The following is a 13,734-nucleotide window of genomic DNA, read 5'->3' on the forward strand; positions in this document are numbered from 1 at the left end:
ATTAGCTTTTTTGCGCTTCTTCAGAGATACACACCGCTGCGGTAAACACCACGTCAGTTGATGAGTTCAACGCAGTTTCTGCGGAATCTTGTAACACACCAATAATAAAGCCAACACCTATAACTTGTGCAGCGATATCATTTGAAATACCAAATAAGCTACAAGCTAATGGAATTAATAATAATGAACCACCAGCTACCCCAGAAGCCCCACAAGCACACACGCTCGCAACCACGCTTAATAATAATGCCGTAGGGAAGGAAACTTGTACACCTAAGGTATGTACTGCTGCTAAGGTTAATACGGTGATGGTAATAGCCGCACCTGCCATATTAATCGTTGCGCCCAATGGAATGGAAACGGAGTAAGTTTCTTCATTTAAATTCAAGCGTTTCGCTAATTCCATATTTACTGGAATATTTGCTGCTGAACTACGCGTGAAGAACGCAGTTAAACCACTTTCGCGCACACAAGTCCAAATTAATGGATACGGGTTACGGCGAATTTTCCAATAAACTAAAATTGGATTGACTACAAAGGCGGTGAACAGCATTGCACCAATAAGCACAAATAATAACTGTACATAGTTGAATAATGCGCCTAAGCCTTTATCTGCTAAGGTTTCAGCAACTAAACCAAACACTCCAATCGGTGCGAAGCTAATAATAAAGTGAACGATTTTTGATACCCCTTCAGAAAGATCATTCATCACATTTTTAGTGGAGTCAGAGGCGTGACGTAATACTAGTCCTAAGCCGATTGCCCAAGAAAGAATACCGATAAAGTTTGCATTAAATAATGCGTTGATTGGATTATCCACCACATTTAACACTAATGTCCCTAATACTTGAGATACTTCGCTTGGTGGTGATAAAGCGTTTTCTTGTGTTTGTAATGCAATTTCGGTTGGAAAGGCAAAGCTAAATATCACTGCAGTTAATGCCGCAAGAAATGTACCTAATAAATATAAAATCACCACAGATTTCATATTACTTTGCGTACCTATTTTTTTATTAGCGATAGCTGAGATAACTAACAGAAATACTAAAATAGGCGCAACAGCACGTAATGATCGTACAAATACCTTTCCTAAAAATCCTACTTTTTCAGCTAGGTTAAAACCTAACACTGATTGCAGGCTTGGTGCAATAAGAGCTAGGAGTAGGCCTAAAAGTAAACCAATAGATATTCTTTTCACTAAACTTCCGTGAAAAAACAAAGAGCATAAACGAGATGTATTCATAATAATTTACAATGTTGTGTTTAAACTGATTTCAACTAACGAATCTAGTCGCCCAGTTAATGATTAAAATTTAGATCTAAAGCTAGATCCCCCATAGCACCTGTAAAGATAGCCTAATTTTGTAATAAAGAAAATATAAAATCAGTAATTTCCTTATACTATTTAAATAATTTAACAAATATATCCTTAAATTTTGAATAAAATCAATTACTTTTGTCTTTCAATATGTTTTTTTCTTAGCTATCTAAAAAAGTAAAAATTTTTTTCATATAAACTTGACTTACTGTTTAAAATTACAGTATTATTAACTGTATAAAAAAACAGTTAACTGGTAATTATATACAGTGAAATAGAGAGGTTATGATGAACTATTTTAATCAACAAAATCAATTGTCTTATCAGCCAATGCCATTTTTAACAGATCGTGCTTCTTTCGGATCGGCTTTTAATAAAAAACTTGATTTGAATCTTCATTGCATTAAACGCCCGGAACAAACCTGCCTCATTGAGGTAACCAACCCTAATATGCTGACTTGGGGGATTGAAGCTGGTGATATGCTTGTGGTAGAAAAGCATGAACATTTGAACATTGGAGATTTGGTAGTAATGGAATTAGCAAATCAATTCTGTGTCTATGAATTAGCAAATTATGATGGAAAAGAATTTGTATTCTTTGCACTTGATGCAAAAATGAAAAGTATCAAATCTCAAAAATGGACTGAATTACCTATTATCGGTGTAATTACAAACACTATTCATCAAATAAAACCAAGAACGCAAATGAAATTTGCAGCCTAGTTGGCAGGTATACATTTAACAACCAGTATAAACTAATGGACTGTCCTAGATAACTAATTTAACTATCGTTAACCAATTGTTGTAAACAAGAAATTTGGAATTTCAAATAATCGTGACTAAAACGCCATTCGTATTCTTTCAAGTACAACCAAAGTGAGCTTGGTGATTGATGTGAAAATGATTAAATTCATTGACATCAAGCATATCATCACTCCTGTAGAAATTGATGTAAACAAGACTATTGGGCTTCACCTTTTCTTAAATAATCGGTAAAAATGTTCCAGATTATGAATTGGGAAAATGGTACTATATTCATTGCCATCAGCTCTTAAAAGGGCAAATACTGCGGTTTTACCCGCAGTTCCAAGAGATCTCATTCACCTTTGCGAAAATCATCAAATAGCTTTCATCTGTGTTAATCTCACTTTTAAATATTTGCATATGCAGGATATTTTAATAACTAAGCAATGATAGACAATTGAAGTAATAAGCAAATATTGCTTAGATTGAATTTTACCCCCATATCCTAAACAGGAAGCTGTCACTTTTTATGGGGATTGCCCGATTAAGCTTGATCTTTTAGAGTTTAAAAAGTGTAATTCACATTCATTCGGAAATCACGCCCTGCACTAGTTAAGCTATTTGCACCGGCACGTTGGCTGTGGCTCTTATAGTTTTTGTTGAACACGTTATCCACCGCAAAGTTAACGGTAAGGTTTTCATTTGCTTCCCAGTTTGCGTAAAGATCATTTACACCATAACCCGCTTGTTTCACGTTATTACCTGAGCCAGAACCACGGCTTGGTGAACCTGTTTTATTTTCTACAAAATGTCCTTTCCAACCAATAATATTTGGCTTGCTAAATTTGTAGGATATGTCAGTTGTCCAAGTACGTCCTGTATACTAATTGTACCACAGCAGTAAGTAGTATCTCGTATAGGCATGTACTACAGGTTGCATAGTTCGAGCTAGTATTTAGGCTTAAATCATCAGAAACTTGCCAAATTAAAACCACACTTGGATTGAAATGCCCTTTGTTCACTTTTTTGCCATCCGATGTGGTAAATTCAAAACAATCATAACATGCAGATGTGGTTAGGGTTAATCAATGATCAATAATCTTAAGCCCCAAGCTCGCCGAGCCTTGGCGAGAAATATTGGGCAACAGTTACGCAAAAGCCAAGCTAAACGCATTGCCAGCCAACAAAATCCTGATGGCACAGCCTTTGAGCCACGCAAACCGCAAAAACAGTTACGAAAAAAGAAAGGCAGAATCAAACGCAAAGCAATGTTTGCCAAAATCCGCACTGCAAAGCACCTGCGTTTCCGTGCGGAAACCAATGGGATCAAAGTGGGTTTTAACGGCGGCACGGCTGCTATTGCCAACATACACCAACACGGCTTAAAAGCTCGAGTACGGAAAGATAGAGATTACAAAGCGCAATATGCCCAGCGTGAATTGCTGGGCTTTAGTGATGAAGATAAGGAATTGATTGAGGGGTTGGTTATTGAGCTGTTAGGCTTTTAGTTTACTGAGTTTCAGTCTTTTGTTCTGTAATAAGAGAAAAAATACCTAACATCGCCAGTAGGATTATTGGCACAAGTAACCAAAGTAATAATCCTTCCAGATAAAGTACAGGAAATAGCATTATTAGCATTACTGTAAGGACAAGATACCAGAATCGAATTGCTAGGTTAATTGTGATAAGAATTAGAGAGCCAGCAATAATTAATGCGGATACACCAGAAACTAATATCATCCCTGCAACAAAGGGAAAAACAATAAGTAAAAGTAGAAATCCCATATATCCTCCTAATTTTTCCTATTATTTAATCTTTATTTTTTTATTGTCAAGTAAAAGTGAGTAGAAAATGAAAAATTTAGAACTTAAAGTCATTTTAAATGCAGTAGATAAACTCACCTCCCCTTTGCGAGGCGTGCAAAAACAGCTTGATAAATTGCAAGATAAAGTAAAGGGTGCAACAGGCGAATTGTAGTGGTACACTAATTTTACAGTCCTAGATAGGTGGTAAACTATCACAAAAAGAGGACACTAAAATGAGAAGAACATTTAGCCCAGATTACAAAGTGGCCGCAGTAAAATTAGTCACCGAGCAAGGTTACTCTATTGCCCAAGCCTGTTTAGAATTAGGCATAGGCGAAACAGCCCTGCGTCGTTGGATAAAACAAGTCCAAGCAGAAAAACAAGGCTATGTATTACCAGGAACTAAGCCTCTTTCACCCGAGCAACAACGGATACGAGAGCTTGAGCGACGCATTAAAATACTTGAAGAGGATAAAGAAATCCTAAAAAAGGCTACAGTGATTTTCATGTCACTCGAGCGCAACGCTATCAAGCGGTGAAGACATTAAAATCATATGGAATAAAACGTGTTTGTGCGCTATTTTCTCTTTCAGAACGAGCTTATTATGCTCAGAGAAAGCAAAAAGCTAAGCCCAATAAGCATTTAGGCTTGGCGGTAGAGATAAAGGCGTTATTTGATGAAAGTCGGGGTTCAGCAGGAAAGCGGACTTTAAAGGCGAGATTAAAAAGTAAGGGGATTGAGGTAGGATTAGCCTTAATTCGAAAGCTCATGAAACAACAGGGATTAGTCAGTAAACAGCCACAAAAACGTTGGCGTCAAGGTACATTAGAGAAAGCGTCCACATTGTTTCATAATGTGTTAAATCGGCAATTTAATCCAACCTCAGAGACAACGGTATTATGTGGTGATACAACTTATCTAAAGGTACAGGGGGAGTGGCATTATTTGGCAGTGGTAATGAATTTAGCGCACCGTCAAGTAGTAGGTTGGCGATTACAGAAACAGCATGATTCAATGTTAGTGGTTGGCGCCTTAAATCATGCAATGCTAACAACGGAGAGAACGAGGAGGATGTTGTTTCACTCAGACCAAGGCAGTATTTATGGGAGTGAGTTGTTTATACAATGTGTGAAACAGCATGGTTTGATACAAAGTATGAGTCGCCGAGGAAATTGTTGGGATAATGCGCCGCTGGAACGTTGGTTTAGAAGTTTTAAATATGAATGGATGTTAAAGGGCGGTTATTCTTCCTTAGATGAAGCTAAGGAAGATATTAAACGTTATGTGTTTTACTATAACAGGGTGAGACCGCATAGCTATAATCAAGGATTACCGCCAATTTTAGCGAAAAAAACCTATCAGGGACTGCTAATTTAGTGGATCACTACAAATTAAATAAGCTCAAACAACAAGAAAAAACGGCAAATTCATTTAAGCGGCTAAGTGATGAATTACAACAAAGCAATCATAAACTCGTTAAAGCCAAAGCTGCAGCAAAACAATTAGAACAGCAGCTAAAAAATACAGCAAACCCTACGGCAAAACTGAAAAAGCAAGTGTCAGATGCCTATAAGCAGGCTAATAAAATGGCACAAGCTCAAGAACAGCAACGGAAAAAATTAAATCAATTACGCCAAAGTTTACGTCAAGGGGGATTTGATACCGCTAAATTTAAAACCAGTCAGCAAAAGCTCAAAGAAAAAATAGATCAATCTACTGCCGCAATTAATAAGCAAAATGCAGCAATGAAAAAGTTGCAACAAAGTCAGATAAAAAAGCAACGCTATAATAATCGTATTCAATATTTAAAAGCTGGAAGTGAGCAATTTGCAAGTCTAGGGCAACGCTCAATGATACACGGTGCAGCCATTCTTTGTACGGGTTATGCTGCTGGCCGTGGTGTTATAGGTATGGCGAAAACTGCCGCACAATTTGAACAATTTCAAACGGTACTAGAAACTACAGAAGGAAGCAAAGAAAAAGCCAAACAGAGTATGGATTGGAGCAGTGATTTTGCAACCAAAAAAACCTATGAGCTGAACGAAGTAACAGAAAGTTTTGTACGTCTTAGAGCTTATGGAATGGATCCTACCAATGGTCTATTAAAAACATTGGGGGATACATCGTCAGCTATGGGAAAACCAATTATGCAAGCAGTGGAAGCTATTGCTGATGCTATAACAGGAGAAAATGAACGTCTGAAAGAATTTGGTATCAAAGGAAACGCAATTAAGGGAACAAATTTTATCGAATATGAATATACCGATAGAAATGGTAAACAACAAACGGCAAGAGTTGATAAAAGAAATCGTAAACAAATTGAAGAAACCCTGAAAAAAATCTGGAATGAAAAATATGCCGATGCAATGGAAAAGCAATCTAAAACATTAATCGGTATTTGGTCGAATTTACAAGATCAATGGGTACGTTTTCAAAATATGATTATGCAATCAGGTGCATTTGATGTCTTGAAAGGTAAGCTGAAAAATGTACTGGATACCATTGACGAAATGGCAAAAAATGGCGAATTAGAAAAATGGGCAAATGACATTGGGCAAGCTATTTCTACGGTTGTAGAAGGATTGTGGGAAGCTATTGTAATAATCGCTAAAACAGCAAAACAACTCGGTCAATGGATTGTGCAAAATAAAGATATTGCAGTTAGCATAATTAAATGGGGTGTTGCTCTTGGTGGAGCATTAACAGGAATGGGACTATTGAGCTTACTCTTTAGCTATACACTTTACCCAGTTGCTCGTCTTGTCTTAGGTTTCGCACATCTCACAAAAAAATCTTTTGATTTTGTTGGAAGTCTAAAAGAAGTTGATTCAGGGGTATTAAGGACAACCAAGAACCTTTCTTCAGTAAAAGGCTGGAAAAATGTTGGGAAAGGTGTTGGCTCAATGTTTAAAAATATCTTAGTGAATATAAAAAACTTATCGTTTGGTATCAATTCAGTAAAAAGTTTATTTAGATTAACATTTTCTCCACTACGTTTTCTATTTACCCCTATTGTTTCAGCCATTAGCTTTTTACTTTCCCCAATCGGTTTGCTCGTTGCCGCATTGGTTGGTGCTGGCGTTGTGATTTACCGCAACTGGGAAAAAGTGCGGGCATTTTTTGGCGGATTTTGGGAAGGCTTAAAATCAGGATTAGCCCCTGTCATTGAAAAATTCAAGCCATTAGGTGATCTATTTGGTGTAGTAGTAGGCTGGATTGAAAAAGCAGTGAAATGGTTTACCGATCTACTTACACCAGTAAAAAGCACATCAGAAGATCTTGAAAACGCCAGAAGTGCAGGTGAAAAATTTGGTAGTGCAACAGCAAAAGCGATTGAACTCATTCTCACCCCACTAAATTTATTAATGGATGGCATCAAATGGTTGAGTGAAAATATGACAAGCTGGGACAGTATTAAAAATTCTGTATCTAATGCTTGGGATAGTACAAAAAATAGCGTTGGTAATGCGTGGAACACCACAACAGAATATGTTCGTAGTGCGTGGCAAAAAGCGAAAAGCTGGGTTAGATTGGGTGAAGATGTACCAGTCGTGAATAAATGGTCAGGCGGCTACGCAGGCAATGGGGGCAAATACCAACCGAAAGGCATTTTTCACGGCGGTGAATATATTATGACCAAAGAAGCTACATCGCGCCTTGGCGTGCCGTTGCTCAATGCCTTAAACTACGGCAAAAACGCAATGCTTGCCGCAAGCCTTGGCGTGAGTGTTGCAACCGCCCAGCCAATTAAGGTGGATAACCGACCGCTGCTAAGCGCAAAAACACAAACCACCCAAACGGCAAGCCAACCAATGCAAGTAACCATAAACATCAACGCCCAACAAGGGCAAAGTGCGGTGGATATTGCCAGAGAAGTAGAAAAAGCCTTGCGCAACCTTGAAAACCAAAAGCAAGCCCGCGCAAGAAGCGCATTGCGTGATAGAGATTAAGGGCGAAAGCCCTTTTATTTTTCTATTTGACATTGTACGGGGTACAAGATACTATCTATTCATAGGAGATAAATATGAATACTGATAAATTTATTACCTTTATCGAAACGCCAATTTTTGAAGAAGATAGAAAAGCCTTACTTTCTGATGAGGAGTATCAAGCATTTCAAGCCTATATGCTTGATAACTTTCATTTAGGTGATGTAATTCAGCATACTGGCGGCTGTCAAAAAATTAGGTGGAAATTATCAAGTAATAATAAAGGTAAAAGCGGAGGGGTAAGAATTATTTATTATTCGCTCACCGCCAAGGGAAAGTTATATTTATTGATGATGTACCCTAAAAGTGAGAAAGATAATATGAATGCCGCAGAAAAAGCGATTTTAAAATCAATCGTTGATCAACTAAAAGGAGATTAAAAATGGATAAAAAATTATTTGATCGTCTAGTCAAAAGTGCTGAACAAATGGTTGCGATTGAAAAAGGGGAAATGCACCCCACTCCTAATGCTGTAACCCAATTCCGTATTCCTGATGTGAAAAAAATCCGTGCCAGCACCCATTTAAGACAAAATGAGTTTGCGGATTTGCTAGGCGTTAGCACCGCGTTAGTACAATCTTGGGAAACGGCTCGCCGTGTGCCAAATGGCCCTGCTTTAAAATTACTTAATATTATTGAGCAACAGCCGCAGATTATTGAGACATTAAGAACAGTTTAATTATCATCAAAAAGCAAGCTTAGCTTGCTTTTTTGTTATCCCCAAATCCACACCGCAAACCGCTACCCAATCCCCAACAATATCTACTATTTCACTGTATGAGCCTGTATCAATTTCCATTTCTGTTCTATTCGCTCAAGCGACAGCTTCCGCTTTTGTGCGGAATGACTTTGATTTAACAACGCCTTTTTTCCTGACTTGCGCTCGCCAAGTGTTATTTCTTTTTGTAAATGTTGCCATAAAATCTTAAATATTTGGTTTGGTGCAATAATTGGTGCATTTTTGGTGCAAATAAATGTTACAACAGATCAAAGCCGATCACAATCAAGCCAAAAATAGAGCGTAGAAAATTAAGGAAAAATGGAAAAATACGTTATTTTTCAAGCAAATATCATATTTGATCAATGAAAATCATTTTTTTTATATAAAAGGGATTTTGCTATAATGGCACGCCCTATTGGATTCGAACCAATGACCTACGGCTTAGAAGGCCGTTGCTCTATCCAGCTGAGCTAAGGGCGCATTTCAAATGGATATAGATAAAAAAGAAGTGGTCGGCGAGATAGGATTTGAACCTACGACCCACTGGTCCCAAACCAGTTGCGCTACCAAGCTGCGCTACTCGCCGAAAGATGTTGGTTATTATAGGTTTCTTTTTAGAGTAGTCAATAAGTTTTTTTATGCTTTCCTTCTAACTGTTCAAATTTATTCCAGTTAGACTTACATTATCATCATTTTTTTGAGAAAATAACGAAATACTCAGTTCTTATGTTCACAGTACTTATTTTCATAGAAGGAAATGCAATGACGGCTCAAATCATCTCTGGCATCGAATTATCTAAGCAAATTAAATCGAAAATAGCTGAAAAAATTCAACAATATACTCAACAAGGTAAGCGTGCCCCTGGGTTAGCGGTGATTTTAGTCGGTGCCGATCCCGCCTCGCAAGTATATGTTGCCAGCAAACGCAAAAGCTGCGAAGAAATTGGAATGTTTTCTAAGTCTTATGATTTGCCTGAAAGTACAACTGAACAAGAATTGCTTGCTCTGATTGATGAACTAAATGCAGATCCACTAATTGATGGTATTTTAGTTCAGTTGCCTTTGCCTGCTCATATTAATAGCACTTCTGTTATTGAACGTATTTCACCGAGCAAAGATGTAGATGGCTTCCACCCATATAATGTGGGGCGTTTATGCCAGCGTATTCCTACACTGCGCGCTTGCACCCCTTACGGCGTAATTAAACTTTTAGAAACCACAGGCATCGATTTTTATGGTCAGCACGCTGTGATTGTAGGTGCGTCCAATATTGTAGGGCGTCCAATGGCGTTAGAGCTATTACTTGCAGGCTGTACTGTTACGGTAACGCATCGTTTTACAAAAGATTTAGAACACCACGTTAAACAAGCGGATATATTAGTGGTTGCCGTAGGAAAACCACAATTTATCCCGGGCGAATGGATTAAAGAAGGTGCAGTGGTGATTGATGTAGGAATTAACCGTGTGGATGGTAAACTTTCTGGTGATGTGGAATTTGACAAAGCAAAAGAAAGGGCAGCTTACATCACCCCAGTACCAGGCGGTGTAGGTCCAATGACTGTTGCGATGTTAATGTTTAATACGTTGTATGCTTATGAAAAGCATTTGGTCGATAATAAATAAAAAATAACAGAAAAAAACACCGCACTTTTAAAAATAATGCCCTTATGATAGGGCATTATTTTTATATCTTAATTTTTATTCTTTACCACGTTAATTGCAGCATAAAAAATCACAATCAAAAAGAAATAGAAAATATTTCCTGAGTTATGACTAAAGAAACTTTGTGAAAAATTATAAAATATTGTAGATATAACGTGAATGATACCCAAATTAGAAAGGCATAATAGTTCTGGATTATCTGTTTTTAAGTTACTAATAAAAAAGCGTAAAGAAACAATAAAAACAAATAATAAGGCTATAAGTCCAATTAATCCTTTTTTTACTGTATCATCAATAAATTGATTATGGTTATGCACGAAACTTGCTGCATATTCACTAATAACGCCTTCTTTTGCAAGCTCTTGCTTTTTATCGTAAATTCCCTGTTTTCCCCAGCCTAAAATAGGTTTTTCTTGAATAGCAATCCAAGAGGCTTTCCACATATCGAAACGCGCACCAACAGAAGTAGAAGTGTTTTCGCTACTCACATATTGCGTAATATCTGCTTTAGCCGCATTGATGCGATCAATAATGCCCCCTGTATTGGTGAGTGAAACCATAACAACAAATGTTGAAATGGTAGAAAATAAAATAGGGAAAAAATATTTAGGCAGCTTTTTGCGATAAATATATAAGGTAAATGATAATATAAATGGTACACCAATCCACCCACCACGAGCGGTAGATAAAATGCTTCCTAACATTCCCATTAAGGCACAGAATAATACGAATAAGGCAAATTTTTTATTTTTATTTGTCCAAAAATATAAGCTAATACAAATTGAAAATACACCTAAGCTCATAGCCATATCACCGCCTTGAATATGCATAACATTGCTATATGCTTGTTCATACCCAAGGCAAAAACGTTGAATAAGTGCAATAACTCCAGCTAATAAGGCAGAGAAAGGGATAACTTTTATTAAAATATGAAAGCTAAGTTTGTAATTAACTAATAATGGAATGATTGGTAAGAATAGTAAAATGCGACTAGGGTTATCTAATTCGTTTAATTTTCCGTGATGGAATAATACAGAAAATGCAAGTGTTGCAAAGTAGAAAAGATAACTGAGCGCTAATGTCTTTTGTTCGTTATTAAATTTAAAGATATTTTTTCTTTCTTTACTTGTTATAAAAAGAATCAGTGCTGCTAAAATGAGTAAAGCGGGTGCAATGTTATAGCTACGCTTAAAAAGAAAGATGGATAAAAAATAAATTGAAACAGCCGTGTTTACAAATAGATAACCAAAAGAATAATTTTTATTAAGCATAAATCATACCAAAATGACAAATTTGGCGCTAAGTATGTGTTAAAACGATCAAAATTACTAGTATTTAGATAAAAATTAGGCTGACGTTATGTCAGCCTTAAGTTTATCTCAAAAACGCAGGAATATTTTTCTCATATTCTGCAATGGCATTTTCGTGCTGGAGGGTGAGGCCGATGTTGTCTAAGCCGTTTAATAGGCAGTGGCGGCGGAATTCATCTAGCTCAAAGGGATAGACTTTTTCACCTACGGTTACGGTCATTTTTTCTAAGTCTACATCAATGGTCGCTCCTTGATTTGCCCACACCCATTGGAAGATTTCTTCGATTTCTTCTTCGCTTAAACGGATGGGTAACATATGGTTGTTTAAGCTGTTGTTATAGAAAATATCCGCGAAACTTGGTGCGATCATCACTTTGAAACCATAATCTGCCAATGCCCAAGGGGCGTGTTCGCGAGATGAGCCGCAGCCTAAATTTTTACGCGCGAGCAAAATGCTCGCCCCTTGATATTGTGGGAAGTTGAGTACAAATTCAGGATTGGGTTGTTTGCCCTCTGCATCAAGATAACGCCATTCGTGGAATAAATGCTTGCCAAAGCCGACACGCGTGATGGCTTGCAAAAATTGTTTTGGAATAATGGCATCGGTATCCACATTTGCCACATCTAATGGCACAACAATGCCTGAATGTTGTTTAAAGCCTGCCATAATTTCTCCTTAATATAATTCCACTTGGCGAATATCAACAAATTTACCAAACACCGCTGCCGCCGCAGCCATTGCTGGGCTAACAAGATGAGTACGGCCATTACGCCCTTGACGACCTTCAAAGTTACGGTTGCTGGTGGAGGCACAACGTTCCCATTCGCCTAATTGGTCATCATTCATTCCTAAACACATTGAACAACCAGGATTACGCCATTCAGCCCCTGCGTCGATAAAGATTTTATCTAAGCCCTCTTTTTCGGCCTGTTCTTTCACAAGACCTGATCCCGGAACGACCAACACGCGTTTTACGTTATCAGCAACTTTACGCCCTTTCATCACCGCGGCGGCAGCGCGTAAGTCTTCAATACGCGAGTTAGTGCAAGAGCCGATAAAAACTTGATCAACAGGGATTTGGGTTAAATCTGCATTGGGTTCTAACCCAATATAAGCCAAGGCTTTTTCGGCAGAAGCACGTACCACAGGATCATTCATTTCAGCGGGATTTGGCACGGTTTGATCAATGCCGATTACTTGCCCTGGGTTTGTTCCCCAAGTTACCTGTGGTGAAATATCTTTCGCATCTAATATGATCACCGTGTCAAATTCTGCACCCTCATCGGTTTTCAAAGTTTTCCAATAAGCCACCGCATCGTCCCAATCTTTGCCTTTCGGCGCATAAGGGCGACCTTTCAAGTATTCAAAAGTCGTTTCATCTGGTGCGATTAATCCCGCTTTTGCACCAAGTTCAATGGCCATATTGCAGACGGTCATTCTTCCTTCCATAGAAAGATCACGAATGGCTTCACCGCAAAATTCCACAACGTGTCCTGTGCCACCTGCCATTGTTGTTTTGCCGATAATAGCAAGCACAATGTCTTTTGCCGTAATTCCTGGGGCAACTTTGCCACGCACTTCAATTTTCATATTTTTAGCACGGCTTTGTTTTAAAGTTTGAGTGGCAAGAACGTGTTCCACTTCTGATGTACCAATCCCAAATGCTAATGCGCCAAATGCGCCGTGAGTGGCAGTGTGGGAATCACCACAGACGATAGTCATTCCCGGTAAGGTTAAACCTTGTTCAGGTCCCATAACGTGAACGATACCTTGTTGCTTGGTGTTCATATCGAACAATTCAATTCCCGTATTGACACAGTTTTTGGCAAGTTCTAACACTTGGATTTTGGCTTGCCCCTCTAATTTATTTACATCCCGCACTTGCGTTGAAATACTGTGATCCATTGTGCCGAAGGTTTTACCCACTTGACGCACTTGGCGATTGGCAACACGCAATCCGTCAAAGGCTTGCGGGCTGGTTACTTCGTGAATTAAATGGCGATTGATGTATAAAATCGGCGTTTCGCCTTCTGATTCGTAAACGATGTGAGCATCGAATAATTTGTCGTATAGGGTTTTTTTCATATTTATTACTCGTTTTGTAAACCTACTTTTTTGCTTGTGCAAAGAAGTAGGCAAAAAAGCACACCCTGCTGTTTTGCTTTTTCTCGCTTAGAATGAA

Annotated in this window: 15 protein-coding genes and 2 tRNA genes; 9 read left to right on the forward strand and 8 right to left on the reverse strand. The window is 38.1% G+C overall.

The features are described from left to right. Position 1: 1 nt before the first annotated feature. Positions 2-1,243, reverse strand: coding sequence for a serine/threonine transporter SstT (sstT, locus tag L5B71_RS01070; protein ID WP_265756469.1), 1,242 nt, complete (start codon positions 1,241-1,243; stop codon positions 2-4). 360 nt (positions 1,244-1,603) lie between these two features. On the opposite strand from sstT, the gene L5B71_RS01075 reads away from it, so the two are divergent. Then, positions 1,604-2,041, forward strand: a complete 438-nt coding sequence (locus tag L5B71_RS01075) for a LexA family protein (RefSeq protein WP_442780729.1) — start codon at positions 1,604-1,606, stop codon at positions 2,039-2,041. A 586-nt stretch (positions 2,042-2,627) separates the two neighbouring features. Here the strand turns inward: L5B71_RS01075 and L5B71_RS01080 are convergent. After that, positions 2,628-2,816: a hypothetical protein gene (locus tag L5B71_RS01080; RefSeq protein WP_326938243.1), complete on the reverse strand. Its 189-nt coding sequence runs from the start codon at positions 2,814-2,816 to the stop codon at positions 2,628-2,630. Between the two features lie 334 nt (positions 2,817-3,150). On the opposite strand from L5B71_RS01080, the gene L5B71_RS01085 reads away from it, so the two are divergent. Then, positions 3,151-3,570, forward strand: a complete 420-nt coding sequence (locus tag L5B71_RS01085; RefSeq protein ID WP_265756470.1) for a phage virion morphogenesis protein — start codon at positions 3,151-3,153, stop codon at positions 3,568-3,570. A 1-nt stretch (position 3,571) separates the two neighbouring features. Here the strand turns inward: L5B71_RS01085 and L5B71_RS01090 are convergent, their stop codons facing one another. Further along, a complete protein-coding gene (locus L5B71_RS01090; RefSeq protein ID WP_265756471.1) occupies positions 3,572-3,847 on the reverse strand; it encodes a hypothetical protein in 276 nt (91 codons plus the stop codon). A 67-nt stretch (positions 3,848-3,914) separates the two neighbouring features. On the opposite strand from L5B71_RS01090, the gene L5B71_RS01095 reads away from it, so the two are divergent. The 6 genes from L5B71_RS01095 to nadS all read left to right on the forward strand — a co-directional run bounded on the left by L5B71_RS01095 (position 3,915) and on the right by nadS (position 8,537). Next, positions 3,915-4,040 carry a hypothetical protein gene (locus L5B71_RS01095; protein ID WP_265756473.1) on the forward strand — a complete coding sequence of 42 codons (126 nt, stop codon included), beginning with the start codon at positions 3,915-3,917 and terminating at the stop codon, positions 4,038-4,040. A 61-nt stretch (positions 4,041-4,101) separates the two neighbouring features. Then, a complete protein-coding gene (locus tag L5B71_RS01100) occupies positions 4,102-4,407 on the forward strand; it encodes a transposase (protein ID WP_265756211.1) in 306 nt (101 codons plus the stop codon). Continuing rightward, complete coding sequence (locus L5B71_RS01105; RefSeq protein WP_265756475.1) at positions 4,404-5,246, forward strand: IS3 family transposase; 843 nt, start codon at positions 4,404-4,406, stop codon at positions 5,244-5,246. Before L5B71_RS01100 ends, L5B71_RS01105 begins: the two co-directional genes overlap by 4 nt. Next, entirely contained in the window at positions 5,246-7,819 is a 2,574-nt protein-coding gene (locus L5B71_RS01110) for a tape measure protein (RefSeq protein ID WP_265756476.1), read from the forward strand. The genes L5B71_RS01105 and L5B71_RS01110 overlap by 1 nt, the downstream gene beginning before the upstream one ends. Positions 7,820-7,893: 74 nt before the next feature. After that, a complete protein-coding gene (locus L5B71_RS01115) occupies positions 7,894-8,238 on the forward strand; it encodes a type II toxin-antitoxin system RelE/ParE family toxin (RefSeq protein WP_265756477.1) in 345 nt (114 codons plus the stop codon). A 2-nt stretch (positions 8,239-8,240) separates the two neighbouring features. Continuing rightward, on the forward strand, positions 8,241-8,537 hold the full coding sequence (gene nadS / locus L5B71_RS01120; RefSeq protein ID WP_265756478.1) for a NadS family protein: 297 nt from the start codon (positions 8,241-8,243) through the stop codon (positions 8,535-8,537). 445 nt (positions 8,538-8,982) lie between these two features. On the opposite strand, the gene L5B71_RS01125 is transcribed toward nadS, so the two are convergent. Further along, a tRNA-Arg gene (locus tag L5B71_RS01125) sits at positions 8,983-9,059 on the reverse strand. Between the two features lie 29 nt (positions 9,060-9,088). Then, positions 9,089-9,165: transfer RNA gene (locus L5B71_RS01130), tRNA-Pro, on the reverse strand. 176 nt (positions 9,166-9,341) lie between these two features. On the opposite strand from L5B71_RS01130, the gene folD reads away from it, so the two are divergent. Continuing rightward, entirely contained in the window at positions 9,342-10,202 is an 861-nt protein-coding gene (gene folD / locus L5B71_RS01135) for a bifunctional methylenetetrahydrofolate dehydrogenase/methenyltetrahydrofolate cyclohydrolase FolD (RefSeq protein ID WP_265756479.1), read from the forward strand. 68 nt (positions 10,203-10,270) lie between these two features. Here folD and L5B71_RS01140 read toward each other — a convergent pair whose 3' ends face one another. The 3 genes from L5B71_RS01140 to leuC all read right to left on the reverse strand — a co-directional run bounded on the left by L5B71_RS01140 (position 10,271) and on the right by leuC (position 13,637). Beyond that, the gene (locus L5B71_RS01140; RefSeq protein WP_265756480.1) at positions 10,271-11,512 is read right to left on the reverse strand and encodes an O-antigen ligase family protein; all 1,242 of its coding nucleotides are present in this window, start codon (positions 11,510-11,512) and stop codon (positions 10,271-10,273) included. A 103-nt stretch (positions 11,513-11,615) separates the two neighbouring features. Further along, positions 11,616-12,218 (reverse strand): 3-isopropylmalate dehydratase small subunit, encoded by a 603-nt coding sequence (gene leuD, locus L5B71_RS01145; RefSeq protein ID WP_265756481.1) that lies wholly within the window; start codon positions 12,216-12,218, stop codon positions 11,616-11,618. Between the two features lie 9 nt (positions 12,219-12,227). Further along, positions 12,228-13,637, reverse strand: a complete 1,410-nt coding sequence (leuC, locus tag L5B71_RS01150; RefSeq protein ID WP_265756482.1) for a 3-isopropylmalate dehydratase large subunit — start codon at positions 13,635-13,637, stop codon at positions 12,228-12,230. Between the last annotated feature and the right edge of the window lie 97 nt (positions 13,638-13,734).

The organism is Avibacterium sp. 21-586 (assembly GCF_026226775.1).
Classification (GTDB): domain Bacteria; phylum Pseudomonadota; class Gammaproteobacteria; order Enterobacterales; family Pasteurellaceae; genus Avibacterium.

Bases quoted from the DNA above. Each gene is read 5' to 3' on its own strand.
- sstT (WP_265756469.1), bottom strand. From the start codon at position 1,243: ATGAATACATCTCGTTTATGCTCTTTGTTTTTTCACGGAAGTTTAGTG.
- L5B71_RS01075 (WP_442780729.1), top strand. From the start codon at position 1,604: ATGATGAACTATTTTAATCAACAAAATCAATTGTCTTATCAGCCAATG.
- L5B71_RS01085 (WP_265756470.1), top strand. From the start codon at position 3,151: ATGATCAATAATCTTAAGCCCCAAGCTCGCCGAGCCTTGGCGAGAAAT.
- L5B71_RS01090 (WP_265756471.1), bottom strand. From the start codon at position 3,847: ATGGGATTTCTACTTTTACTTATTGTTTTTCCCTTTGTTGCAGGGATG.
- L5B71_RS01095 (WP_265756473.1), top strand. From the start codon at position 3,915: ATGAAAAATTTAGAACTTAAAGTCATTTTAAATGCAGTAGATAAACTC.
- L5B71_RS01100 (WP_265756211.1), top strand. From the start codon at position 4,102: ATGAGAAGAACATTTAGCCCAGATTACAAAGTGGCCGCAGTAAAATTA.
- L5B71_RS01115 (WP_265756477.1), top strand. From the start codon at position 7,894: ATGAATACTGATAAATTTATTACCTTTATCGAAACGCCAATTTTTGAA.
- nadS (WP_265756478.1), top strand. From the start codon at position 8,241: ATGGATAAAAAATTATTTGATCGTCTAGTCAAAAGTGCTGAACAAATG.
- folD (WP_265756479.1), top strand. From the start codon at position 9,342: ATGACGGCTCAAATCATCTCTGGCATCGAATTATCTAAGCAAATTAAA.
- L5B71_RS01140 (WP_265756480.1), bottom strand. From the start codon at position 11,512: ATGCTTAATAAAAATTATTCTTTTGGTTATCTATTTGTAAACACGGCT.
- leuD (WP_265756481.1), bottom strand. From the start codon at position 12,218: ATGGCAGGCTTTAAACAACATTCAGGCATTGTTGTGCCATTAGATGTG.
- leuC (WP_265756482.1), bottom strand. From the start codon at position 13,637: ATGAAAAAAACCCTATACGACAAATTATTCGATGCTCACATCGTTTAC.